The sequence below is a fragment of the Candidatus Palauibacter sp. genome, assembly GCF_965237495.1.
Classification (GTDB): Bacteria; Gemmatimonadota; Gemmatimonadetes; order Palauibacterales; family Palauibacteraceae; genus Palauibacter.
Window position 1 is genome coordinate 4,216,555 of record NZ_OZ250143.1, and the last position, 23,548, is coordinate 4,240,102.

Here is a 23,548-nt window from a genome sequence, read left to right on the forward strand (position 1 = left end):
GCTTTACGGCGTGGACGAGCATTCGATCACGCTCGGTCCGGAGGGCAGCTTCGTTGTACTGGACAAGGGGAATTATCGCGTCCTCACATTCGATCCGAACGGGACTCTTGTCGGCGAATTCGGTTCCCAGGGAGAGGGACCCGCTGCGTTCGGCTATCCGGTCGCGATTCTCGGGCCCCGGAATGACACGATTCGCGTGCTCGACGGTCCATCGTCCAGCTACAAGGTCTTCGACTCTGGGGGGGAATTCCTCGGGCAGGAACCTGTCGACGCGATCTTCGAGTTGAGGAATCGGCAGAGGCTGGTCGAGGGGGGGACGGTGATCATGCGGGAAGTGGGCTATCGATCGGACGGGCCCACCGTAAGTGATCAGGTTCTCCTGGTCCGCGGCCAGGGAGACACGCTGGCCCTCGCGACGCTGGTGAAGCGTGCCCGGGGCGATCTTGCCGTGCCGGAGTGCGGAATCCTGTCGATTTCGGTTTCGCCGCTGTTCGATCCGGCCCTTGTCTGGGATGCGATGAGTGATGTGGTCGCGGTGAACAATCAGCCGGAGTACGTGATCCAGATCTTCGAGGGGGGGACGAGCAGCCGACTCCTGGAGCGACCCATCGAGGCGGTCGCCGTGAGCAGAGAGGATGCGCTGAGGAGGATCGGCGAGGGATCGACGGTGGGCCTCGTCGGGAGTGCACCCTGCCGGCTCGACCCGGTGGAAGAACTGGAAACGCGAGGGTTCGAGGAGCAGCGACAGGTGGTGTCGGCCATCAGGGTCGATGGCGATGGGTGGATCTGGGTCCGGCGGCACGCGGCTCCGCTATCCGAGGCCGGATCGCTTCGTCACGGATGTGTTCGACCCGGATGGTGTGTATCAGGGCACGCTACCGGAGGGGGCCCCGTGGCCGGCGACGTTCACGGCGGACGGCCGGGTCGTCGCTCTGGAGACCGACGAGTTGGGCATTCAGAGCTTCGTCGTGTACTCCGTCGGACGAACGGGGGCGTAGGCCAGCCTGGCCGACCATCGCCGAGGCTAGCGGCTCGAGACCTGGTGGGTCGCTATGAGGGGAAGAGGCTGCTCGATCTGGCCGGGCACCTCGCAGACCGAGACCGACCCGCGCGCCCGAGAGATCAGGATCTCGCAAGCCTCCACGATCGGCGCCCCGAGGATGAGTAGCGGGCGTTCGGAGAGACCGAGAGCCTCGAACATGGCGAGTTCGGCGACCAGGGCGTCGACTTCGGCGAAGCGGGTCGTACCGAGGTCGAGCGAGGTCAGCCGTACGGGTGCCGCGCCGATCGTCGCGGACCCGATGCCGCGAGGCAGCAGGCTGAAGGGGGCCCCCGTGAGTTCGACCCCGGCCAACAGCGCCGCGGCCGTGTTGAGGACGGTGTACGGGGCGCCGGTGTCCAGGATCGCCTCCATCTCCCGTCCGTTGACCCGGACCGTGAAGTGGACGAGAGAGCGTCCGAGGTCGTCCATGGGGATCGGCGGTCCCAGATCCTCCCCGGCGACGGCCCGCCCCGGCTCGTAGAGGCGGATCTCTCTCCCCGGGCCGTCGATGCGGATGTCGTAGCGCTCGAAGAGGTGGGTACCGATGACGCCGTCATAGCGGACCCCGGCCGCGTCGGTGACGAAGTCGTCGTCCACGATGATCCGGTGGCCGCGCCGGGCGCTCGCGTTCCCGAAGTGGATGTCGGGTCCGCGCACCAGCCACGCCGACTCGCTGCCGCTCCCGCCGTGCAGGCGGGTCCACCCGACGCGCGGCAGGTCGAGGTGACGCGCCACCGCGTGGGTGAGTCCGTGCTGGTTCGCGCCCGTGTCGAAGACGAGCCGCAGGGGACCACGGGAGGACTTCCCCTCGATCGTGAACCAGCCGTTCTGAAACCCGAGCGGGATGGTGGCGACGAGCGCTTCGTCCGCCGTGGTAGCGACGGCCCCCTCCGGTGCGCCCCGATGCTGCGCGAACGCCGCCGACATCGCCGCCGACATCGGCGAGGTCACGGCCGCAGCCAGTCCGGGCCCGATCAGAAAGAGCTTCATGTAACTCATTTGTAACGGACACCGTTGCATCTATGTGACACGCCAGATTAGCAGAAACGGTGCCCGTTGTCATGTAACAATCCCCGGCCTCGGGTCGGATCAGGTCAGGTCAGGGAACGAAGCCCTCGGCGGTGGCGAGCAGACGGTCGCGGTCGAGGAGCTGCCCGCCGAGGATCACGGCGTGGACGCGGCGCGCGTTGGCAATGTCCTCGAGTGGACTGGCGTCGAACAGGACGATGTCGGCCAGCTTGCCGTGCGTCAGCGTGCCCCGATCCGTGAGGCGGAGCGCCTCGGCGCCCGCCCGGGTCGCGGCGATCAGCGTCTCCGCCGGCGTCATGCCGGCCTCCACGTGGGTCTCCATCTCGCGCTGGTACGCGAGTCCGGGCGGAGCGTTCGCGACGAGGCCGTGCGATCCCATGGTGACGGGCCCTCCAGCGTGTGCGTAGCGCACCGTGAACGCCGCCATGTTCCTCATCGCGGCCCACTGCACCTCGCGGTCCTCCTCGCTGAACTCCGGTTCGAACACGGCCAGCGTGCCGTCCAGGTTCACATCGCGTTCCAGCATGAGTGCGATGAGCGCGTCGGCGCGCGGTCCCGCGGGATCCAGCGCCGCCCACAGCGCCAGGCCGCCCTCGCCGCGGTGGATGCTCTCGCGCAGCACCGCCTGCCGGAACTCCTCCGCCTGCTTGGGCGAGACGAGCCCCCGACCCACGGACCGGGTGTGCTCGATCCCATCCAGCCCCAACCGGATCGCGGCCCTGGGGTCGACGATCTCGAGGTGCCCGTGGACCGGTACGTTCCGGCGGTCGGCCTCCTCGATGATGGCCGCGACCTGAGAGACCGACAGCCGGAAATAGACCTTCAGGGATGTCGCCCCCGCGTCCATGAGTTCGTTGGCGGCCAGCCGCGCATCCATGTCATCGAGGAGAACCCGGGAGATGGTGGGATAGGCCGTATCCCGCCCGTCGAGAATGGGGCCGGAATAAAGGAGGCGCGGCGCCGGGAGCCCCTGCGCGCGCACGGAGGCGAGCCAGTCCTCGTTGTCCGAAATCCACTGCCCCATCTCGCGTTGGGTCGTGACGCCGTTGGCCAGGAAGAAAAGCGGAAGCTCAGGATTCGCGTCGGTCCCCGTCCCGTCGATCGAGGCGTGCGGGCCGGGAGAGTAGTGGAAGTGGAGGTCGATGAATCCCGGCGTGAGGAACTTGCCCGTGGCGTCGATACGCTCGGCTCCGGCGGGGATCTCGACCTGCCCCGCGGGCCCGATCCGCTCGATGCGGTCGCCCCGCACGAGTACCGTCGCGTTCTCGTGGAGGGCCCCCGTGCCATCAAAGACCGTCCCCCCCTCGATCGCGAGCCAACGATCCTGGGCCGCGAGGGGAGCGAGTCCGGCCGACATCCAGCAAAGAACGAACGAAACCCTGGCAGCACGCACGGCGAGACTCCTCTGATCCGGGGCGGTTTCCTGTTCGGCGCGGGTCTTTCCGGCCCCGACGCCCGGATCTACGCTGAGAAAGATCCCGGTTCGACACAAGGAGGGCGCGATGGGCAGGGAAGTGCGCAAGGGAGTACGCGAAGGAGCGTGGATCCTCGCGGTGGCAGCGATCCTCTGCTTCGGAGGAGGGGACGCCGCCGCACAGGAGCGCGACGCGCTATCGGACGAGGTCCGGTCCTACCTGAGCGTCTCGGCTCCGGTCGTGGCGCTCGAGAACGTGCTCCTCTTCGACGGCACCGGCGGTCCCGCACATGCGGGGCAGACGATCGTCATCCGCGGGAATCGGATCGAGAGCGTCGGCGCCTCGGGCGAAGTCGACATCCCGTCCGGCGCCGAGCGCCTTGACCTCGCGGGCCACTCGGTCATGCCCGGCATGGTCGGCCTCCACAACCACATGTTCTACTACCAGTCCACGCCGCGGACGTCGCAGATGCAATACTCGGGACCACGACTCTATCTCGGGGCCGGGGTCACCACCGTGCGGACGACCGGGAGCATCTCCCCCTACCAGGATATTTCGCTCAAGGGCGCCATCGAGCGGGGCGAGACGCCGGGTCCCCGGATTCTCATCACCGCCCCGTACGTCATCAGTCCGGGCCCCGACGAGCGGCTTCGGGATCTCGGGATGTACGCGATCCGGGACGAGGAAGCGGCGCGGCGCTACGTGCGCTACTGGGCCGCGGAGGGGGCCGAGTGGATCAAGGCCTACACGCAGATCACCCGCGAGGCGCTCGGCACGATCATCGATGAGGCGCACCGGCAGGGGATGAAGGTGACGGCGCACCTGTGCTCGGTGGGCTTCCGCGAAGCCACCGCGATGGGGATCGACAACCTGGAGCACGGACTGTGGGCGAACTCCGAGTACGACACGACCCGGGAGCCGGACAGGTGCAGCCCGAACTACCAGCGAAGCGTGGCGGAACTGGACATGGAAGACCCCCGGGTGGCGGAGACGATCGGCGAAATGGTCGGCGCGGGCGTCGCCATGACCTCCACGCTCGCCGTCGCCGAACAGGCCACGCCCCTCGTGCCGGACCTCACGGACCGCGACCTCGAGGCGCTCCCCGACCACGTCGTGGAGGCGGAGATGGAGCGCCGGACGATCTTCCGGACCACGGAACTGCCGTGGATGATCGACCTGTTCGAGAACATGCTCGAGTTCGAGCGCGCCTTCGTGGAGGCAGGCGGGGTGCTGGCGGCCGGCGTTGATCCGGCTTGGGGCGCGCTCCCCGGCTACGGCGACCAGCGCAACTTCGAGATCCTCGTGGAGGCGGGGTTCGAGCCGACGACCGCCGTCCGGATCGTGAGTGCGAACGGGGCGAGCGTGCTGGGTCTCGCTGACGAACTGGGGACGGTCGTCCCGGGGAAACTCGCCGACCTCATCGTGATCGAGGGCGACATCGAACTCAGGCCCTCGGACATCCGCAACGTGCGCCTCGTCTTCAAGGACGGTCTCGGCTACGACCCCGACAAGCTGACCGCCGCCGTCGCCGGCCAGGTCGGCGTCCGCTGATTCCCGGGCGTCATCGCGCGAGCGTGGCCGCCAGATCGCCGGCCTGTGAGACCGGGAGGACCGAGATCCGGTCGTCGAGCGCGTAAGCTGCCTCTCCCGGATAGACGATCCACAGGTGCGCGAGGCCGAGATCTTCCAGCGCGACGCGCATGGACCGCGTGGTGCCGGGCGCATCCGCGAACTTGCACTCGAAGCCGTACCTCTTCCCCTCACGGAAGACGAGCAGGTCCAGTTCGGCCCCTCCGTGCGTCGCCCAGAAATACGCGTCCCGCGTCTCGAGACCCGCGAGCAGTTGTTCCAATGCGAACCCTTCAAAGGACGCGCCGACCTTGTGGTGGCCCGTGAGTTCCCTCTCGCCGGACAGCCCGAGCAACTCATGCAGGATTCCGGTGTCGCGCACATACACTTTCGGCGCCTTCACCTGCCGCTTCTTCAGGTTTTCGAACCAGGGCGGGAGCGCGCGCACCATGAACGCACCGGTGAGGATGTCGAGATACCTGCGCGCCGTGCCTTCGCTGGTTCCCATGGCGCGGGCGAACTCCGCTCCGTTCCACGTCTGTCCGTGGTAATGGGCGATCATGGTCCAGAATCGCCTCAGCCGTTCGGCCGGAATCGTGATCCCGAGCTGAGGGATGTCCCGTTCGAGGAAGGTGCGTATGAAGCTCCGTCGCCACAGGATCGACCGACGGTCATCCCGTGCCAGATAGCTGCGCGGGAAGCCGCCGCGCGTCCAGAGCCTTCGCCACTCCTTCGCGTCCAACTCTCCCAGATGGAATCCGCCCAGGTCGACGAGTCCGACCCGACCCGCGAGCGATTCGGAGACGCCTCGGACCAGCCGGGGCGAGGCGCTGCCGAGGAGCAGGAGCCGCGCACGGTTCGCGGGCCGGTCCACCAGCACGCGGATCGTCTCGAAGAGGGACGGCAAGCGCTGGATCTCGTCGATGACGACCAGTCCTTCGAGGGGACCAAGCGTCTGCTCGGGAGTGGCCAGACGGCGTCGGTCGATCCCGGCTTCCAGGTCAAAATACGAACTCGCCGGGTCTTCCGCTGCGATCCGCCCGGCGAGGGTGGATTTCCCACACTGGCGCGGGCCGGTCAGCGCGACGCAGGGGTGCACCGAGAATTCTTCCCGGATACGGCGTGTCGGTATCGGTCGTTCGACGAACATTCCGGACAATAATACTTGAAAAGCCGCATTTCAACAACTGATTTTCACGAAACTACGGCTTCCCGGTCGACGCCGGTCTTCGCTTCCCCGCGCTCTCGTGGTTGCCGGGGCAGACCCGCGCCCACGAGGCGAAGTGCCGGGCCGTGGGGAACTTCGACATGTCGTCGCCGGTCTCGGCCAGGATCGCCTCGGCCGCCCTCCGTTTCACGCCCGGCACGCTCTCAAGGAGCTCCAGCGCGGGCGCGAAAGGGCGCGTGACCGCCTCGATCCGCTCGTCGAGCGCCTCGATGCGCCCCGACAGGTGGTCGATGGTGTCGAGATGGTTCCGAAGCAGGAACCTGTGGTGGTCCCGGATCAGCCCTGGCACCGCTTCGGCCAGTTCCGCGCGCTTGCGGACCAGCGAACCGCGGGCGAGCCCGGCCAGCACATGCGGATCCTCCTCGCCCCGGACCATCGCCTCCAGGATGGCCCGGCCCGTCACGCCCATGATGTCGGCCACCCCCGAGCCGAGCTTCACGTTGGCCAGCTCTAGGATCTTGCCGACCCGCGCCACCTGCCGGCTCCGGTCCCGGACGAGCGCCTTCCGCAGCCGCGTCAGATCCCGAAGATTCCGGATCTCCCGGGGCGGGACGAAGCTCCCCTTGAGCAGCCCGCACTCCAGAAGCCGCGCCAGCCACTCCGAGTCCTTCACATCCGTCTTGCGGCCGGGCACGTTCTTGACGTGGCGCGCGTTGACCAGCAGCAGCGCGAACCGCTCCTCCAGCACCGCGTACACCGGGCACCAGTACACGCCGGTCGATTCCATCGCCGCGTGCGTCACCCCGTGCGCGCCCAGCCACTCCCCAAGCGCCTCCAGACCCGTCATCGTGGTCCCGAAGGTGCGAACCCTGCTCCGGCGGCACTTCCCGTCTCCGGGCGTGCGGACGCAAGCCACCACCGTCTTCTTGTGCACGTCGAGGCCCGCGCACCGTTCGATCAACACGTCCATCGCCCGTCCTCCTTGCCATGGGATCCGTGGACGGGGGCGGGCGCTTTGTTACATAGCGAATTCTCTGTCCGTGATGGCGGCCCTCGCGGGCCGCGTCAACACTGCGGGGTCCCTCGAAGCACCCGGGTCACGTTTTTTGTCGGGCTTCCGGACACCAGTAAGCCGGACGACCTCTATCCCCGGCGTGTGCCTCGGAACCACCCCCCGGTTACGTTCGATCTTCTGCGGTGAGCGACTACAATCTGTGGATCAGTTGCGAGGAGGAAGTTCAGCATGCCTGAGTTGACGGCCTATGGGGCTGCGTCTGGTCGAGGCTTGGACCGGCCACGCCAAGTGCCGCCTTTGGGATTCCAGTACACCTTGGCGTCTGGCACGGCATCCGCGTTTCTTACCGTCGTATTGGTCGCGGTCGTGTTCCCGTCCTTCCTCGCGGCGCAGCAATTGGTGCTGTTCGTCACGGAGGAAGAAGATTCGACCGGCTCAGGGTTGGAGGTCGAGGCGCACACGAAACTCAGGATTCCAGAAGATCACCTTGTCGCAACCCTTCATGCGGACCCCGAGATGTGGCGGGACGCGGAGTGCGCGTATCGCAACGGTTCGCCGATCTTCGGGTCGGCCGACAAGCCAAATCAGACCCAAGCGCTCATACCTGGGTTCACGTGTTCGTTCGGCGGTGCGGACTGGCCCTTGGATCAAACCGTGAGAGTGGGAGCTTACGTGTGCGAGGAATTGGGCTGGCTCAAGACATGCCTTCGCGAGCGCCGCATGAACTGCCCGGTTGCCCCTGAGTCACTAACTGGGTACGCGGCCGCCGAACTGGCGGCGGCAAGGATGCAAGTCTACGCCTGCGAATTCCAAGGTGAACATCAAGATCGTTCTCAAACGCAATTCTGAACGATGTCGAGGTGTCGCCGGACCGTGAAGCTCTTGGCCTTACCCCCGTCCGGGGTTCCCAATGATCCTCCCGGTATCTGCTTCTGGGTGAATGATCACAACGGGGGATTTCGCTATCTCGCGGGAACTCTTGGTCTTGCCATGGCAAAGCCATTCGCGGACGCAATCGCGTGACCGTTGTCCACCGCCGCAGAAAATTGACCTGCCCATCACATCGACCCGACGCCCTTGATAGCCCTCATCGTCGGGGTGACGTCCGAACCGAGAGAGCCCGAAATCCTGCTTGCCCCGTCGGCGGTAAGGGAATGGCCGAAATGGGTTTTCCCGAAAGAAAGCCCAGACGTCGAAGTCCTTTACTCCGCAGTTCTGATGGACAAAGTGCCTGGCGGCACCTTGGCAGAGGCAGATGAGCATCCGTCGATCCCGGTAGAGGTAGCCTGTCTCCGAACGTCGGCGGAAGAAGTCATCGAGGTCACTGATCGCGATCTTGGCGAGCCGGTGCAGGTGGTGCATTTCGAGCGCTTCCTGCGACCGCTCCGATATCTTGTTCGACTTGGTTCGTTCGTGTCCAGTCATGATTCCGAGGGACGGGCGATTGTAATCCAACTGCGCTACGCTGCGGCCGTTGGCGTACACTTGGCTTGGATGTTGACCTCGTTGAGGCCGAGCTTATCCTCCATGCTGCCAGCGTTCCCTCCGTCGCGCCACCATGTGGGTCGCGGCGACGAGGCTAGCGGATCTCGACGTCGTCCAGTTCGAAGGCGAACGATCCGAGCGGCGCCTGGGCCCCGAAGGCGAGGCCGGCGATGATCGAAGGGTCGGCCGTGGCGAAGCGCTCGAGCGGGATCTCGACCACGGTCCACTCCGGCCCGGCGACGAAGGGGACCATGGGCGGCACGGTGGCCGCGGCCCCCGCGCCGAACAGCATCACGGTGTAGCTCCGTCCGTCTCCGCGGGTGCGGAAGCGCAGGACGCTACGGCCGGAGAAATCGACCGCCTGCATCGGTTGCGGGCCGGGAAACCAGATGGCGCCCGCCCAGGGGAACGCGAATCCCGCCCTCGTCTCGCCGCGCACCACGAGCGCGCCATCCGCCACCACCAACTCCGCTGTGGAAGCGCCCCCGTTCATCGCATCCGTCGTCACTTGCCAGCCGGAACCAAAGCCGGAGCCGATGCCGTCTTCGAAGTCGACCACGATCGCCCCCTCGGGAGCCGGGGCGATCTCCGGCGACGACGCCGTCGCGACAACCTCGCGGCGAATCGGATAGCCGTCCTTCCAGACGGTGACGATGTCCGCAGTCCGGGACACGTCGGCCTCGACATCGCCGCGCACGAGCAGGAGGTCGGCCACGTAGCCCGCGGCGATGCGGCCGCGCTCGGAGATGTCGAACGCTTCCGCGGCCCCGGATGTCGCCGAGGCGAGCACCTCGGCGTTTTCCAGTCCGGCGCCGGCCAGGAGGCGAAGCTCCCCGTGCATCGAGATCCCGGTCCCCGTCCCGGGATTTGGCGTATCGGTTCCGGCGATGATCCGCACGCCGGCCGCGTGCAGGCGGCGCACGTTCTCCAGGGCGACGTCGGCGCCGGCTCCCGCGCGCACCAGCGACCGATCGCTCAGCGTCCCCCGCTGCATGGGCGAAACCAGCGAATCGTCCGCCTCGTCGAGGACCCTCAGGCCGGTGGAATCGCCGAACATGCCGGTGATGACGGACAGGGTGGGGACGACGAAGAGCCCCGCCTCCGCGAACCGGCCGGCGTCTTCCTCGGAGATGACGGCGTCGATCCAGACGTGGACGAGACCATCGGCCCCCAGAGAGACCGCGTCGAGCGCCGGCTCGAGCGCACTGACGTGCACGACGGCCAGCAGTCCCTCCGCATGGGCGGCGGCGATCAGCGCCGCGCTCGTCTCGCGGTCGAGAGACGGGATCTCCCCCCGGTACGCACCGCCGTCCTCCGAGACGATCTTGATCCAGTCGGAACCTTCCTCTTTCCGCGCCCGCACCCACGCCGCGGCGCGCTCCGGCTCGGTGACCGGTTCGACGGGGAGCCCGAACTGCGTGCCGTGACCGCCGGGCGCCGTCGCCAGCATCCCCGCCGAGAAGAGATCGGCCTCGCCCGTGCGCGCGATGTGGTCCCGGGCGGACTTCGCTCCGGGGAGGAGGGCGGGGTCGGTGAACTGGTCGAGGACGGAGGTCACGCCGAAGCGGAGCGCGTCGCCCAGCGTCCCGCCGAACGTGTGGACATGCCCGTCGATGAGCCCGGGCAGCACCGTGTGGCCTCGCCCGTCCACGCGCGGGAGGTCTTCCGGCAGCCGGAGCCTCGGCCCGAGCCGCCGCACGCGACCGTCCTCGATCCAGACATCCTGATTCCGTCTGAACGCTTCGCCATCGAACAGCGTCACATCCACGATCGCGAAGCGACTCTGCGGCACCTCCTGCCCAGGAGCGTCGCGAGCGCGCCGATGAACACGACGATGCCCGCCAGGAGAAACCACAGGCTTCCGTAGCTGGATCGGCGTTCGGCGCTCATGCGGATCCTCCGGGACGAATCGGGATCAAGTCGGGCCTCCGGCGCGTCGGAATCCGAACGCGGCCAGCGCGAGACACGCGAGCGCCTCCAGCCCCAGGACGAGGAGGTGCATCCACGCGGGCCCGCCCCCGTCCAGCGCGACGACCTTGAGCGCCAACTGCGCATGGTGGTAAGCGGGCAGCAGGTTGGCAAAGGTCCGCATCGCCCCCGGAAACATGGTGATCGGTATCCAGAGGCCCGACAGCATGGCCATGGGCAGGAAGACGAGGTTCGTGATCGCCACGTCCGCTCGCCCGGTCGACCACGCCCCGATCGCGAGACCCAGGGCGCAGTATGGAATCACGCCCGCGAGCAGGACCCCGGCCAGCGCGAACCATTGCCATCGGTACAACGCCACGCCGGCCCCGTGTGCGCCTACGAGGAAGATCCCGATGACGACGACCGCCCCGAACGCGATCGCCGTCGCCACCTTGGCGAAGAAGTAGGCCGACACGGGCATGGGCGTCGTGCGCTTGAGGAGGAGGACGCCGGACTCGCGCTCGAGGGCGAGACCGGCGCCGAAGCCGAACATGGCGGGTCCCATGACCCCGAACACGCCGTAGGTCGCCAGCAGGTAGGTGGGCGTGGCGGCGGAGGCACCGCCTCCGCTCATGACGACGCCGAAGAACAGGTAGAACATGAGGGGGAAGAGCAGCGTCGGGATCGCAAACATCGGCTCCCGGAGCACGCCCAGGAACTGGTAACGAGCCTCCAGCAGCCAGATCCGCCAACGCCTCATCCGTCGGCCCCCGCCGGCCGGGGTTCCCGGGTCAGGGCGAGGAACGCCTCCTCGAGGCCGGCGCCGGTCACGGTCAGGTCGCCCAGGTCGGGGTCGAGGTCGAGGAGTTCCCGGACCAGTGCCTCGGGGCGCGAGGTCAGGACCTCCAGATGCCGTCCCCTCATCTCGACCCGCACGACGCCCGGCAGCAGGGCCGCCCGCTCGGGGCCGACGCGCGTGACGCCACGCACCAGGCGGGCCGCCGTGCGCGCCCTGATCGACGCCGGGGTCCCCTCCGCGATCACGCGACCGCGGTGAAGGACGACGATCCGGTCCGCGAGGGCGTCCGCTTCCTCGAGGTAGTGCGTCGTGAGTACGGCCGTTCGTCCGGCCTCGCCGAGCCGGCGGATTTCCTCCCACAGTCCCCGGCGCGCTTCGACGTCCAGGCCCGCGGTCGGTTCATCCAGGAACACCAGTTCGGGGTCGCCGCACAGTGCCAGGGCGAACATGAGGAGCTGCTTCTGCCCGCCGGACAGCTTGCCGAACCTCCGTCTCTCCACTTCTTCGAGCCCGGCCATGGCGAGCAGGCGCGATGCGGGGAGAGGGGTGGGGTAGTAGGCGCGGAAGAGGTCGAGGTGTTCGCCCACGCTGAGCGTATTCGGCACGCCGGAGATCTGGAGCATGGCGCCTCGCCGCGACCGAACCTCCCGCGCGCCGGGGCTCCGCCCGAACACCGTCGCCCGCCCAGCCTGCACCGGCAGGCTCCCGAGCAGAAGGCTGATTGCGGTGGTCTTTCCCGCCCCGTTCGGTCCCAGCACCGCCAGCACCTCGCCCCGGCGCACCTCGAGGTCCACTCCGTCCAGAGCGAGAACCGTTCCGTATCGATGGGTCACGCCGAAGAGGCGCGCGACGCCGGCTTCGGACATTAGAAATCCCCCGTGAACCCCTTGAAGCTTGATTCCCCGGCCCGGCAGGGTCTACGTGGCAGGCACCCCGAGGTTTCGAAGTTCGCTGCTACGCTCGGACGGGAAGCAACTGCTGCATCATGTGGACGGGAGCGCGGTATTCGTCTCCGTCCTTTTCGAGCAGGTTGTTGGCCAGGAGCCAGTTCAGATCTCGCGTGAGCGTCTTGGTGGTCTTCGTGGAATAAAGACGCGCCAGGCCGGGAGCGAGATCGGGAATGTCGCGCTTCCTCGCCGGCTCCGCGTGCCGTCCCATAACGAGGACCACCTCCCGGCGCCGATTCATGGCAGGTGAACGAGGATGGAGCCGGAACCTCCAATAGACGTAATGTTCCCATGCCAGCCATGACTGCACCCTTTCCACGTAACGGCACTGTTCTTCGAGGCCGTCCAGAAACCCCCGAAGCGAATAGACGATGAACCCGAGTGCGTCCCCACGGCCGCCGTTGGCGCGACTCGAACGGTCCAACTGCCGGTAGTAGTTCGCGCGCGTGAGATTGTAGTGGTTGCTGAGGAGATGTGTGGCGGGGGAGGGCACGCCGGCGCGCGCCAGGATGAGGAACTCCGCGAGCCTCGCCGTACGGCCGTTCCCATCGCCGAAGGGATGGATCCAGGCAATGTACAGGTGTGCGAGGATCGCACGCAGGAGCGCGACGGCGACCGCACTGCCCAGATGTTCCTCGAGGTCCGGCCAAACTGCGTCTTCCTCCAACCATTCACACAACCGTTCGAGCAGAAACCGGCAGTCCTCCCGCGGAGCTCCCGAGTATCTTGCAACCCCGACGGAGAACGTGGGCACCTCCCCCGGGACGACTCCTTCCTCCAGGTGCTCCTCCAATCCCGCGAGGACGAGGCGGTTGGCCTCGCGAATCCAGTCCGGGGTAAGGCGTAGAGGTTCGTCGGCCATGACCCGCCCGAAGATGTCTTCGCAGGCTCGCAGGATGTTGTCGACTTCCTGACCCAGGTACTCCTGTGATATCGGAAGTTCGAGTTGACCCTCGAGTCTGTCCCGAACCTGCTCTTCGCTCAGCGTGTTACCCTCGATCGCCGTGGTGGCTCGGGCACCCTTGATCAGGTAGAGCTTGTGCATCTCGGTCGCAGCGGCAGGAGGCAGGACGGCCCGGGCGACCTGCTCGCAGCGAGCCGCCGCCTGACCGAGCAAGGACCACAGCTGCGGCGTGGCCCTCGCGAGGCCCGGGCGGAAACGGATCCACGGGTGACTCCGCTCGTACGCGCGTTCATCCATCATCATGTCCACGTGCCGACGCCACTGAGATTATGTACCGAGATTTGTCCATCGATATGTCCCGAATATGCGTCTCGCTTCCCATCGTTTGCAAACGATCGCATCAGCGCGTCTTACCGTGTCTCGCGGGGAGGGTCAGGACTCCGGATTCAGAGGTCCATGACCCGTTCGATGTCCCGAGGGATAGGCTCGGCCTTCGTGAGGAAGGAGATGGAGAGGAAGAGGACGAGTGAAACCAGAAGCGCCCCGGCGCCGTGGTCGACCCCGTACGGGAGACGGATCCCGCCCAACCGGAGTCCGAAATTGACGAACAGACTGCTCGCGATGGCGACGTTCGCCGCGAGGGCGTTGGCCCGCTTCCAGTTCAGTCCGATCGCGATGACCGGGACGAGGCCCGCCGCGAACGTCCCCCAGCCGAAGGCGCCGAGCAGGGCCACGAGGTCGCCCGAGTAGAGCGCGACGACAGCGGCCGCGAGCGCGAGGAGGGCAGTGATGATGCGAGCCCAGGCGAGTTCGTTTCCGAGCGAGCGCCCCCGGATCGCGATGGGGAGGTCGTGCATGACGGCGGCGGCGCCGATGTTCAGGAACGCGTCCGCGGTGGACATGATCGCGGCGAGCAGCGCGGCGAAGACGACGCCGGCGAGAAGCGGGTGCGTGAAGGTCTGCAGGAACTCCGGCGAGGCGGCATCCGGTGTCGCGAGCGCCGGGTGCCCCCCGGTAATCACCAGCGCGCGCATCGCGAACCCGATCCCGATCCAGAGCAGCGCCGCCACGCTGTAGGCGAGGGCGCCGAGGGGGATTACGAAGCGCATTTCCTTCACGCGCCGGAGCATCATGAACTTGGTGATGATGTGCGGCTGCCCGGCCACGCCGATGCCGAACACGAAGAACCAGGCGAGGGCGCCCATGATGCCGATCGTTCCCCAGGGCCCGCCCGCCGCGCGGTCGTCCGCCGCCACGATCCGGCTGATCTCGGCCAACCCGCCGTCGAACGTCCCCAGCACCGTGATGAAGACGAGGACGGAGGCGACGATCATGATCGCGCCCTGGACCACGTCGGTATAGACCGAGGCCACGATGCCCCCGGTGACCGAGTAGAAGATGAGGACGGAGCAGGAAATCGCGACGCAGAGGGCCAGGCTCGGGTTTTCCAGTACGCCGGCGTCCGCCAACACGCCCTGCAGCACGATCGACATGGCCAGGATCTGCGTCGCGAGGTAGCCGAGCACGCCGAGCAGGATCACGACGGCCACGGAGGCGCGCACCGACTGTGCGCCATAACGGGCCGCGGCCACGTCCGGGAGCGATACGCATTCGCGAAGCTCCGCCACCATTCGAATACGCTTCGCCACCAGGTTGAGCACGATGATGTTGGAGATGACGATCGTACCGAGAATCCAGATTGAACTCGTCCCCATCGAGTACATGAGCCCGGGGCCGCCCACGAACCCGAACCCGCTCATGGTGCTCGAGAAGATCGCGAAGGCGGTGACGAACGTCCCCAGCCGGCGTCCCGCTACGAAGAAATCGCTCGTCGACTTTGTGCGTCGAAACGACCAGAGTCCGACCGCGACGCAGATCGCCAGGTATGCGATCACCGCGAGCAGGGTGATCAGGGCGCGATTCGCCTCCACCGGCCGCTAGTCCTCGCCGTCGCGGGGCGGGTGACGTGGGTCCTTCGCCTCCGCGACGATCTCGTCGAAACGGGCCTGCTCCTCGGGGCCGAAGTAGGCCTTCTCGAACGCCCAGGTGATCGCGAGCAGCGGGATCCACGGCGCGAGCGAGAGCCCGTACACCAGCAGGGATGTCGGCGCGGTGAACCCCAGGACGATCGTAGTGTCCCCGCGATGTAGGCGCCGAAGCTCCACATGAGGATGACGAAGACGAGGATGTAGCCCACCGTCCACGCGGACACCGCCCGGTGGATCCAGTGTCCCGCCCGGAACCCGATCAGCATCGTGACCCACATGGTGCCGAGCATGACGATGCCGGCGACGTATGCCGCCCAAACGGGGGTGCCCAGTTCGCCCGCGTCGATCCCCACCTGCATGGGGCCGAACTCGGGGTGGGGGAGCGGTTCGTTCCGGCCGGCCCCGGTCACGACCGCGATCAGGAGCAGGCCGAGCAGGACGGAGCAAAGCGCGAGGAGCAGCGCCATCAGGCGGTTCATGTGAGCTGCGTCGCGGATCCGGATCCCCCTTGGTTCGGGAAGCGCCGAAGTTGCCACGCCGTGAGCTGCGGCGCGAGACCGATCCGCGCTGGACTTGAAGGGTCGGTGCTGTGAGTTTGGCGCTCCCGGATCGGGAAGCGGTGGGGAAGAACGCTCACTGCAACGTGCGGAGACGACATGACTGCACCAGCGCGGGTCGCCATCACGGGGGCCGCAGGCAATATCGGATACGCGCTCGCCTTCAGGATCGCGGCAGGCGACATGCTCGGGCCGGACCGGCCCGTCATCCTTCAACTCCTGGAGATCCCGCCCGCGCTCGACGCGCTGCGGGGGGTCGAGATGGAGCTTGCCGACTGCGCGTTCCCGCTCCTGCACGGGATCGTGGGCACGGCGGATGCGAACGAGGGGTTCGATGGTGCCGACCATGCCCTGCTCGTGGGCGCCAAGCCGCGGGGCCCGGGGATGGAGCGGGGCGATCTGCTGGCCGACAACGGGAGGATCTTCGGCCCGCAGGGGCGGGCGCTCAGCGACCACGCCTCGCGCGACGTGCGCGTCCTCGTGGTCGGGAATCCGGCGAACACGAACTGCCTCATCGCCGCGGCCAACGCTCCGAGACTTGACCGCCGCCAGTTCACGGCCATGACCAGGCTCGACCATAACCGGGCGATCAGCCAACTGGCCGAGAAGACGGGGGCGCATTCGACCGGGATCCGCCGCATGACGATCTGGGGCAACCACTCGGCCACGCAGTATCCCGACATCAGCCACTGCACGGTGGATGGCGCTCCGGCGGAGGACCTCGTGGACGCCGGCTGGTACCGCGACACGTTCATCCCGAAGGTGCAGAAGCGGGGCGCCGAGATCATCCAGGCGCGCGGCGCTTCCTCGGCGGCCTCGGCGGCTTCCGCGGCGATCGGTCACATGAGGACCTGGGTGCAAGGCACGCCCGAGGGCGACTGGACGAGCATGGCCGTGCACGCGGACGGCCGCTACGGCGTGGCGGACGGCGTGGTCTACTCGCACCCGGTGACCTGTGTGGACGGCGACTACTCCGTCGTCGAGGGTCTCGAGGTCAGCGGCTTCAGCCGCAAGCGCATGAGCGTCACCGACGGCGAGTTGCGGGAGGAGCGCGAAGCGGTCGCGGGGCTCCTCGGGTAACGGCCATGGAATGGGTAGCCAGGGGGCTGACACCGATCCTGAACGTCTCGGATCTCCAGAAGAGCTTCGCGTGGTTCGAGCGCCTGGGATGGAAGAAGGGCTGGGAATGGGGTGATCCACCGGACTTCGGAGGCGTCACTTCCGGCGAATGCCGGATCTTCCTGTGCCAGGGTGCCCAGGGGGGCCGGGGCCGAAGCGCCGTCGAGAGGACGTTCGGCCGCGGCGTCGACCTGGAGTAGTCTTCCTGTCCCGGAGAATGCGCGCGGCGGCCGCGACGCCCGGGCGGCCGTTGAGTCCGCCTCCGGGGTGGGTCCCGGCCCCGCACAGGTAGAGTCCGTCGATTGGCGTCCGGTATCTGGCACAGCCGGCGACCGGGCGCCCGAAGAAGAGCTGGTCCAGCGTCATCTCGCCTTGGTAAATGTTCCCCTCCGGCAGCGCGAACCGGTCGGCGAGGTCGGCGGGCGTGAGCACGTGCCGCTGGAGGATCGCGTCCTCCAGATTGGGTGCGTACGCAGCCAGCGTCGCGACCACCGCGTCTCCCAGCGCCTCGCGCCGCGCGTCATCCCACGAGCCCTCGGCCAGCCGGAAGGGCGCGTACTGGGCCGCGACGGACAGGAGGTGACGGCCTTCCGGCGCCAGCGACGGATCGAGTGCGGTCGTGAGGACGGCGTCGAGGACGGGATGCTCCGAGGGTCGCCCGTACTTCGCATCGTCGTACGCCCGCTCGATGTACTCGATACTCGGGGCGATCGTGATCGCCGCGCCGGCAAGCATGGCGGCCTGGGCCGCGTCGTCCCCGGTGCGCAGGCGCGGTGGCTCGCCCATGGCGAGGTGCACCTTCGCGATGACGCCCCGGTACTTGATGTTCTCGAGCGCGCGGGCGAACTCGGGCGCCAGTTCGCCGGGGTCGACGAGCCCGAGCAGGGTCCGGCCCGGGTCGGCGCTCGACACGACGCACGAGGCCGCGATCTCCTCGCCCCCGGCGAGCACGATGCCCGTCGCGCGCCCGTCCTCCACGCGGATCGAGGCCACCTCGTGGCCGAGGCGAATCCCCGCGCCCGCCGCCGCCGCGGCCCGCTGCAGGGCGTCTCCCAGCGCGCCCATCCCGCCGCGCACCTGCCGCCGACGCCGAACGCCGCCGCCCGCGCCCACTCCGTGGTGCAGGAACATGTACCCGGTGCCCGAGGCCAAAGGCCCCTGGCAGATCCCCCGTACCCCGTCCACGGCGAGCGCTCCCTTCAGCGCCTCGCTCTCGAACCACTCGTAGAGCAGTTCCTCGACCGTCATCGGGATGAGGCGCATGAGTTCCAGGGCATCGGGCCGACCCACGCGGCCCAGCCGGGCCGCGAGGCGGAGAAGTTCCCACAGGTCCCCGCGCTCCGTCCCCGCCAGCCGCGGCGGCAGGGACCGGTACAGCAGGGCCAGCACCCGGCTCGCCCGCGACATGGCCTCAAGGAAGTCCGGCCAGCGCCCCGCGTCGCGCCCCGAGAAGCGCCGAATCCGTTCGGCCGTGCGGACCGGATCCAGCTCCAGGAGGAGCGCCCGGCCCTCCGGCTGTGGCGACACGACGCACGGGTCCGGGGACATGACCTCCAGCCCGGCGCCCGCGAGGCCCAGGTCCGCCGCCACGCCCAGGTCGAACGCGGTCAGGCTGTGCGCCCCGGTGTCGACGCGGTACCCGGGCCACACTTCCTCCGTGGCGGCGCAGCCTCCCGCGGCCTCGTGTCGCTCGACGACGACCACGCGCAGACCGGCCCGCGCCAGGTACGCGGCGGCCACGAGCCCGTTGTGCCCGGCTCCGATGACGGCGGCGTCGTAGCCGCTCACCGACGCCTCCGCCGCAGGTCCCGCAGGATCTCGATTGCGGCGAGCCGTCCCGACGCGCCGCACACCCCGCCGCCCGGATGGGTGCCCGAGCCGCACTGGTAGAAGCCGCGTACGGGCGTCCGATAGTCGGCCCACGCGGGAGAAGGACGGAAGAAGAAGAGCTGCTGCGGCGTCAGCTCGCCGTGGAAGATGTTCCCTTCGGTGAGGCCCAGTTGCTCCTGCATGTCCAGCGGCGTGAGCACCTGCCGGTGGAGGATGGACTCCCGCAGGCTCGGCACGTATTCCGACAGCGTGTCCACGACGGCGTCCCCGAACGCCTCCCGCTTCGCGTCGTCCCAGCCGCCTGCGATATTGAACGCGGCGTACTGGACGAAGATCGACATCACGTGCCGCCCCGGCGGCGCCATGCCCGGATCGATCATCGACGGGATCACGATGTCCATGTAGGGCCGTTGCGAGAACCCGCCGTACTTGGCGTCGTCGAAGGCGCGCTCGAGGTAGTCGACGCTCGGGCTGATCGAGAAGGCGCCCCGAAGGTGTGGCCCGTCGCCCGGCAGACAGGCAAACTCCGGCCGCTCCGCCAGAGAGAGGTTGACCTTGCCGGAAGAGCCGCGGATCCGGAACCGCCGGATCGCCTCCACGAGGTCGCCCGGCAGATCGTCCGGATCGAGCAGTCCGAGGAAGGTCCGCTTCGGGTCGACGCCCGACACGACGGTCTTCGCCCGCAACTCCTCGCCGTCCTCGAGGACGACCCCCGTAGCCCGCCCGTTCGTCGTGAGCACGCGGTCCACCGTCGCGCGGGTCCGGATCTCGGCTCCGTGGGATCTCGCCGACGACGCGATCGACTCGCTCACCATCCCGTTCCCGCCCCTCGCGAACCCCCACGCCCGGAACACGCCATCGATTTCCCCCATGTAGTGATGGAGGAGGACGTACGCCGTTCCCGGCGACCGCGGCCCGAGGAAGGTACCGATGATCCCGCTCGCCGACATCGTCGCCTTGAGCGGGTCCGACTCGAACCACTCGTCGAGGTAGTCGGCCGCGCTCATCGTCCCCAGCTTGACGAGGGCGTGGAACTGCTGCTCGCCGAGGCCGCGCAAATGCCGGCCCAGGGCGAGCAGCGTCCGCAGGTCGCGCGGTCCGGGCGATAGCGGGTTGGGGGGGACCATCCGCAGAAGGGGCTTCACCGCCCAGGCGAGTTGGTACATCAGCGTCGCGAAGTCGTCGTACGCCTCGGCGTCTCGCGGAGAATGCCGGTACAGTTCGCGTCGCGTCTGGTCGTGATCCGCCCAGCGCCCCAGGTAGTCCCCGTCGGGGAGCGGCGTGACCGTGCTCTCGAGCGGAAGGATCTCGAGTCCGTGCCGCGCCAGCTGGAGGTCGCGGATGATCTCGGGCCGGAGCAGGCTTACGACGTAGGAAGCGACCGAGTACTTGAACCCGGGGTAGATCTCCTCCGTCACCGCGGCTCCGCCGACCAGGTGCCGGCGCTCGAGCACCACGACGCGCAGCCCGGCCCGGGCAAGATAGGCCGCGTTGATGAGCCCGTTGTGTCCGCCCCCGACGACGATCGCGTCATACCTGTTGGCGGCCGTCACGGGGTCGCCCGCTTCCGGTCGGGGTCGAAGAACGGGGTCCGCGCCACCGTGGCCCGCGCTCTGCGTCGCTGGTGCTCGACCGTCACCTCGATCTGAAGTTGGGTTCCGATGTCGGCGAAGTCCGCGCGCAGGTGCGCGAGCCCCAGATAGGTCTTGAGGGTCGGCGACCAGCCCCGGCTCGTGGCGTACCCGACCTGGCGCCCGCCGGCGTAGAGCGGAACGCTGTCCCGGAGCGTCATCCCCGGCAGCTGGGGCGGCAGGCGCACCTCCGCGTACGCGTCCTCGAGCGACTCCCAGTCGAGCGTGATCCCGCGGAAGCGCCATGCGGGGGGGTGGGCCCGTTCGGCGCGGAGGGCCGCCCGGCCCACGAAGTTCGACGCCTCCAGCGCCACGGCCCAGCCCAGCCCGAGTTCGTACGGCGACGACTTCTGGTCCTCGATGATCGCGCGCTGCGCGGGTACGTAGTCGACGTCGACGAGCAGCAGACCGGCCTCGAGGCGCGCCATGTCGAGCGCCAGCAGGCCCGCCGGAGCGAGGCCGAACGGTTCCCCCGCCGCCGTGAGCGCGTCCCAGAGCGGGATCGCGTCCTCGGCGTCCACCCAGATCTCGTACCCGAAGTCGCCCGTGTACCCGGTGCGCGAGATCCCCGCGCGAATCCCGGCGATCCGCGCCGTCATGACGCGGAAATAGCGAAGTCCCGCCACGTCCGCGTCGGTGATCCGCTGGAGCACATCCCGCGACAGCGGCCCCTGGAGCGCGAGCGCCCCCAGCCGCTCCGTCTCCTCCTCGAGTTCGACATCGAGCCCCCGCGCGTTCTCGTGCAGCCACTTGAGCGTCGGTTCCGCCGAGGTGAGCCGGAAATCGGCCTCACCGAGCCGCTGGAGCGTCCCGTCGTCCCGAACCTTGCCCGCCCCGTCGCACCACGGAGTGTAGTACACCTGCCCCACCGCCTGACGCGCGACATCCCGCGTCACGACGCGATTCGCGAGCGCTTCCGCCCCCGGGCCCGAGAGCCGGTACTTGTAGAGCGGGGAGACATCGATGAGCGCGGCCGCCGAGCGAATGGCCTGGTATTCGTGCTCGTGCGTGGGCTCGTACGAACCCGCGGCGAGGTGACCGGCCCAACGTCGCCAATTCGCGGTCTGACAGAGGGGACCGGTCCGTTCGTGGAAGGGGGTCCCGCGCAGGACCCCTCCCGCGGAGGTTCTCAGTCCGGCAGCCGCAGCGCGACCAGTTCCCCGGGCACGCCCCGTCCCCCCACCGCCGTCACGATGTACTGCACCCCGTCGTGCACGTACGTCATCGGCACGCCGGTCTGGTGAGACGGAAGTTCGATCTCGGCCAGGATCTCGCCCGTCGCCTTGTCGTGCGCCCGCAGGAGCCCGGTGAGGTCCGCCGAGATCGTGCCTCCGCCCGTCCCCGCGAACAGAAGCGTGCGCGTAGCGAGGAGTCCGGCCCGGCTCGGCCGCCCCGTCCTCGGGATCTCGACCCCCTCGAGCGCCGGATGCTCTTCGACAAACGACGGCGTGTGGTCGTTCGCGATCGTCCACACCTTCCGGCCCGTGTTCATGTCGAGCGCCGTGATCCGGCCCCACGGCGGCTTGATGAGCGGCAGCCCGCGCGGCCCGCCGACGCCGCGCGGCTGGCCGGCGATGTACCGCATGTTCGAGCGTTCGGGGTCGTTCACGAGGCCGATCACCGAGGGCCGTGTGGCCGACCCCACGAACAGTCGCTGCGTCTCCGGGTCGTACGCGGCCCCCGGCCAGTTCGCGCCGCCGAGACTGCCCGGCGTGATCAGGGTGCCCTGATTGCCGCCCTCCACGAGCACCGTGGGCGGCGTAAAGAGTTCGCCCAGCGTGAGGTTCTTCGCGATCTCCAGCGCCTCCGCCTTGAGTTCCGGCGTGAGATCGATGAGGTCGTCCTCCGTCGCGCCCTGCATGTCGAACGGCACCGGCAGCGTCGGGAAGGGCTGGGTCGGCGCGTACCACTCGCCCGGCACGTCACCCGCCGGTACCGGGCGCTCCTCGATCGGCCACACCGGCTCGCCCGTCACGCGGTCGAACACGTAGGTGAAGGCCTGCTTCGTCACTTGCGCCACGGCCGCGATGTCTCGCCCGTCCACCGTGATGTCCATGAGGACCGGCGCGGCCGGTGGATCGAAGTCCCAGATCCCGTGATGCACGGTCTGGTAATACCACACGACCTCGCCGGTGCTCGCATCCACGCACACGAGGCTCTGCGAATAGAGGTTGTCGCCCGGACGATGTCCTCCGTAGTAGTCGCCGGTCCCCGCCTCCACCGGCAGGTAGACGTAGCCCAGTTCGAGGTCCGCGGTGAACGGCGTCCAGACCGCGGCGTTGCCCGTGTAGTCCCAGGACCCGTCCTCCCACGTCTCGTGCCCCGGGTCGCCCGGCTGCGGGATGGTGTGGAACATCCACAACTGTTCGCCCGTCCGCGCGTCGAACCCGCGCACGTGGCCCGGCGGCATCTCCTTGGTCGGAGGCCTTCCTCCCTGCGGAAGCGCGGCCCCGACAACGATCACATCCCCGACCACCACGGGCGGCGAACTCGACCCGATGCGGTCGTTCACGAGATCGACCTCCCGCCCGAGACCCAGCTTGAGGTCGACGATCCCGTCCTCGCCGAAGTCGGGGTCGGGGAGACCCGTATCCGCGTCCAGCGAGACCATGTGGTAGGCGGGGGTGATGAGCAGCACGCGCTTCTCGACCCCGTCGGTCCAGTAGCCGACGCCGCGGCCGGAGTTGCCGCGGGGAGCGTTGCGGCCGCGCTCCCCCTCGTCGAGCCGGTACATCCACAGCGTCTCGCCCGTCTCCGGATCGATCGCCACCGCCGCGCGCCGGAAGCCCGCCGTCGCGTAGAGCGTCCCGTTCGCGTACAGCGGCGTCACCCGGTAGTAGGCCTCGGGCGTGCCGCCGAAGTTCCGCGCCTGCCAGCGCCACGCGATGTCGAGGTCGCCCACGTTCGAGGCATCGATCTGATCGAGCGGGGCGTATCGCGTGGACCCCGCGTCCCCGGCCCAGTAGCGCCATTCCCCGTCCGCCGTCCCGGCCTGGGCCGCGGCGGATCCCGGAGCCGCCGGCAGCCCTGCGCCCAGCAGCGCGAGACCGGTCAGCAAGCCGGCATGTCTCTTCCTTCGGTTCATGCGTTTCACTCCGCGAGACTCGTGTACGGATTCCGCTGTACGGATCCCCCGCGACAT

The 23,548-nt window shown here is 68.4% G+C and carries 18 protein-coding genes; 3 read left to right on the forward strand and 15 right to left on the reverse strand.

Features of this window, described 5'->3' with window-relative positions; translation table 11 throughout:
• Nucleotides 1-1,024: 1,024 nt before the first annotated feature.
• Together ACPXY0_RS18600 and ACPXY0_RS18605 are read right to left on the reverse strand one after the other, a co-directional pair.
• Nucleotides 1,025-2,032 (reverse strand): aspartyl protease family protein, encoded by a 1,008-nt coding sequence (locus tag ACPXY0_RS18600; protein ID WP_423927165.1) that lies wholly within the window; start codon nt 2,030-2,032, stop codon nt 1,025-1,027.
• 109 nt (nt 2,033-2,141) lie between these two features.
• The gene (locus ACPXY0_RS18605; RefSeq protein WP_423927167.1) at nt 2,142-3,428 is read right to left on the reverse strand and encodes an amidohydrolase family protein; all 1,287 of its coding nucleotides are present in this window, start codon (nt 3,426-3,428) and stop codon (nt 2,142-2,144) included.
• Nucleotides 3,429-3,573: 145 nt separating this feature from the next.
• Between ACPXY0_RS18605 and ACPXY0_RS18610 the strand changes: the two genes are divergently transcribed.
• Nucleotides 3,574-5,037 (forward strand): amidohydrolase family protein, encoded by a 1,464-nt coding sequence (locus ACPXY0_RS18610; RefSeq protein ID WP_423927169.1) that lies wholly within the window; start codon nt 3,574-3,576, stop codon nt 5,035-5,037.
• Between the two features lie 10 nt (nt 5,038-5,047).
• Here the strand turns inward: ACPXY0_RS18610 and ACPXY0_RS18615 are convergent, their stop codons facing one another.
• Nucleotides 5,048-6,205, reverse strand: a complete 1,158-nt coding sequence (locus ACPXY0_RS18615; protein ID WP_423927171.1) for an ATP-binding protein — start codon at nt 6,203-6,205, stop codon at nt 5,048-5,050.
• A gap of 52 nt (nt 6,206-6,257) precedes the next feature.
• Nucleotides 6,258-7,193, reverse strand: coding sequence for an IS110 family transposase (locus ACPXY0_RS18620; RefSeq protein WP_423927173.1), 936 nt, complete (start codon nt 7,191-7,193; stop codon nt 6,258-6,260).
• Nucleotides 7,194-7,466: 273 nt separating this feature from the next.
• Here ACPXY0_RS18620 and ACPXY0_RS18625 point away from each other — a divergent pair, with 273 nt between their 5' ends.
• On the forward strand, nt 7,467-8,087 hold the full coding sequence (locus tag ACPXY0_RS18625) for a hypothetical protein (RefSeq protein ID WP_423927175.1): 621 nt from the start codon (nt 7,467-7,469) through the stop codon (nt 8,085-8,087).
• Nucleotides 8,088-8,817: 730 nt separating this feature from the next.
• On the opposite strand, the gene ACPXY0_RS18630 is transcribed toward ACPXY0_RS18625, so the two are convergent.
• The 7 genes from ACPXY0_RS18630 to ACPXY0_RS18660 all read right to left on the reverse strand — a co-directional run bounded on the left by ACPXY0_RS18630 (nt 8,818) and on the right by ACPXY0_RS18660 (nt 15,446).
• Nucleotides 8,818-10,515 (reverse strand): CIA30 family protein, encoded by a 1,698-nt coding sequence (locus ACPXY0_RS18630; protein WP_423927177.1) that lies wholly within the window; start codon nt 10,513-10,515, stop codon nt 8,818-8,820.
• Entirely contained in the window at nt 10,482-10,613 is a 132-nt protein-coding gene (locus tag ACPXY0_RS18635; RefSeq protein WP_423927179.1) for an LPXTG cell wall anchor domain-containing protein, read from the reverse strand. The genes ACPXY0_RS18630 and ACPXY0_RS18635 overlap by 34 nt, the downstream gene beginning before the upstream one ends.
• A gap of 25 nt (nt 10,614-10,638) precedes the next feature.
• Nucleotides 10,639-11,391 carry an ABC transporter permease gene (locus ACPXY0_RS18640; protein WP_423927181.1) on the reverse strand — a complete coding sequence of 251 codons (753 nt, stop codon included), beginning with the start codon at nt 11,389-11,391 and terminating at the stop codon, nt 10,639-10,641.
• On the reverse strand, nt 11,388-12,296 hold the full coding sequence (locus tag ACPXY0_RS18645; RefSeq protein ID WP_423927183.1) for an ABC transporter ATP-binding protein: 909 nt from the start codon (nt 12,294-12,296) through the stop codon (nt 11,388-11,390). The genes ACPXY0_RS18640 and ACPXY0_RS18645 overlap by 4 nt, the downstream gene beginning before the upstream one ends.
• Before the next feature lie 88 nt (nt 12,297-12,384).
• Nucleotides 12,385-13,578 carry a Fic family protein gene (locus tag ACPXY0_RS18650; protein ID WP_423927185.1) on the reverse strand — a complete coding sequence of 398 codons (1,194 nt, stop codon included), beginning with the start codon at nt 13,576-13,578 and terminating at the stop codon, nt 12,385-12,387.
• A 149-nt stretch (nt 13,579-13,727) separates the two neighbouring features.
• Nucleotides 13,728-15,212: a sodium:solute symporter family transporter gene (locus tag ACPXY0_RS18655; RefSeq protein WP_423927187.1), complete on the reverse strand. Its 1,485-nt coding sequence runs from the start codon at nt 15,210-15,212 to the stop codon at nt 13,728-13,730.
• Between the two features lie 6 nt (nt 15,213-15,218).
• On the reverse strand, nt 15,219-15,446 hold the full coding sequence (locus tag ACPXY0_RS18660) for a hypothetical protein (protein ID WP_423927189.1): 228 nt from the start codon (nt 15,444-15,446) through the stop codon (nt 15,219-15,221).
• 479 nt (nt 15,447-15,925) lie between these two features.
• On the opposite strand from ACPXY0_RS18660, the gene ACPXY0_RS18665 reads away from it, so the two are divergent.
• Nucleotides 15,926-16,906, forward strand: a complete 981-nt coding sequence (locus ACPXY0_RS18665) for a malate dehydrogenase (protein ID WP_423927191.1) — start codon at nt 15,926-15,928, stop codon at nt 16,904-16,906.
• Between the two features lie 135 nt (nt 16,907-17,041).
• Here ACPXY0_RS18665 and ACPXY0_RS18670 read toward each other — a convergent pair whose 3' ends face one another.
• From ACPXY0_RS18670 to ACPXY0_RS18685, 4 genes are read right to left on the reverse strand one after another with little or no spacing between them, the layout of a single operon-like run.
• Nucleotides 17,042-18,733 carry a phytoene desaturase family protein gene (locus tag ACPXY0_RS18670; RefSeq protein ID WP_423927193.1) on the reverse strand — a complete coding sequence of 564 codons (1,692 nt, stop codon included), beginning with the start codon at nt 18,731-18,733 and terminating at the stop codon, nt 17,042-17,044.
• The gene (locus ACPXY0_RS18675; RefSeq protein ID WP_423927195.1) at nt 18,730-20,328 is read right to left on the reverse strand and encodes a phytoene desaturase family protein; all 1,599 of its coding nucleotides are present in this window, start codon (nt 20,326-20,328) and stop codon (nt 18,730-18,732) included. Before ACPXY0_RS18675 ends, ACPXY0_RS18670 begins: the two co-directional genes overlap by 4 nt.
• A complete protein-coding gene (locus ACPXY0_RS18680) occupies nt 20,325-21,539 on the reverse strand; it encodes an aminomethyltransferase family protein (RefSeq protein ID WP_423930740.1) in 1,215 nt (404 codons plus the stop codon). The genes ACPXY0_RS18675 and ACPXY0_RS18680 overlap by 4 nt, the downstream gene beginning before the upstream one ends.
• Nucleotides 21,536-23,491, reverse strand: a complete 1,956-nt coding sequence (locus ACPXY0_RS18685; protein ID WP_423927197.1) for a PQQ-binding-like beta-propeller repeat protein — start codon at nt 23,489-23,491, stop codon at nt 21,536-21,538. The genes ACPXY0_RS18680 and ACPXY0_RS18685 overlap by 4 nt, the downstream gene beginning before the upstream one ends.
• Nucleotides 23,492-23,548 lie beyond the last annotated feature (57 nt).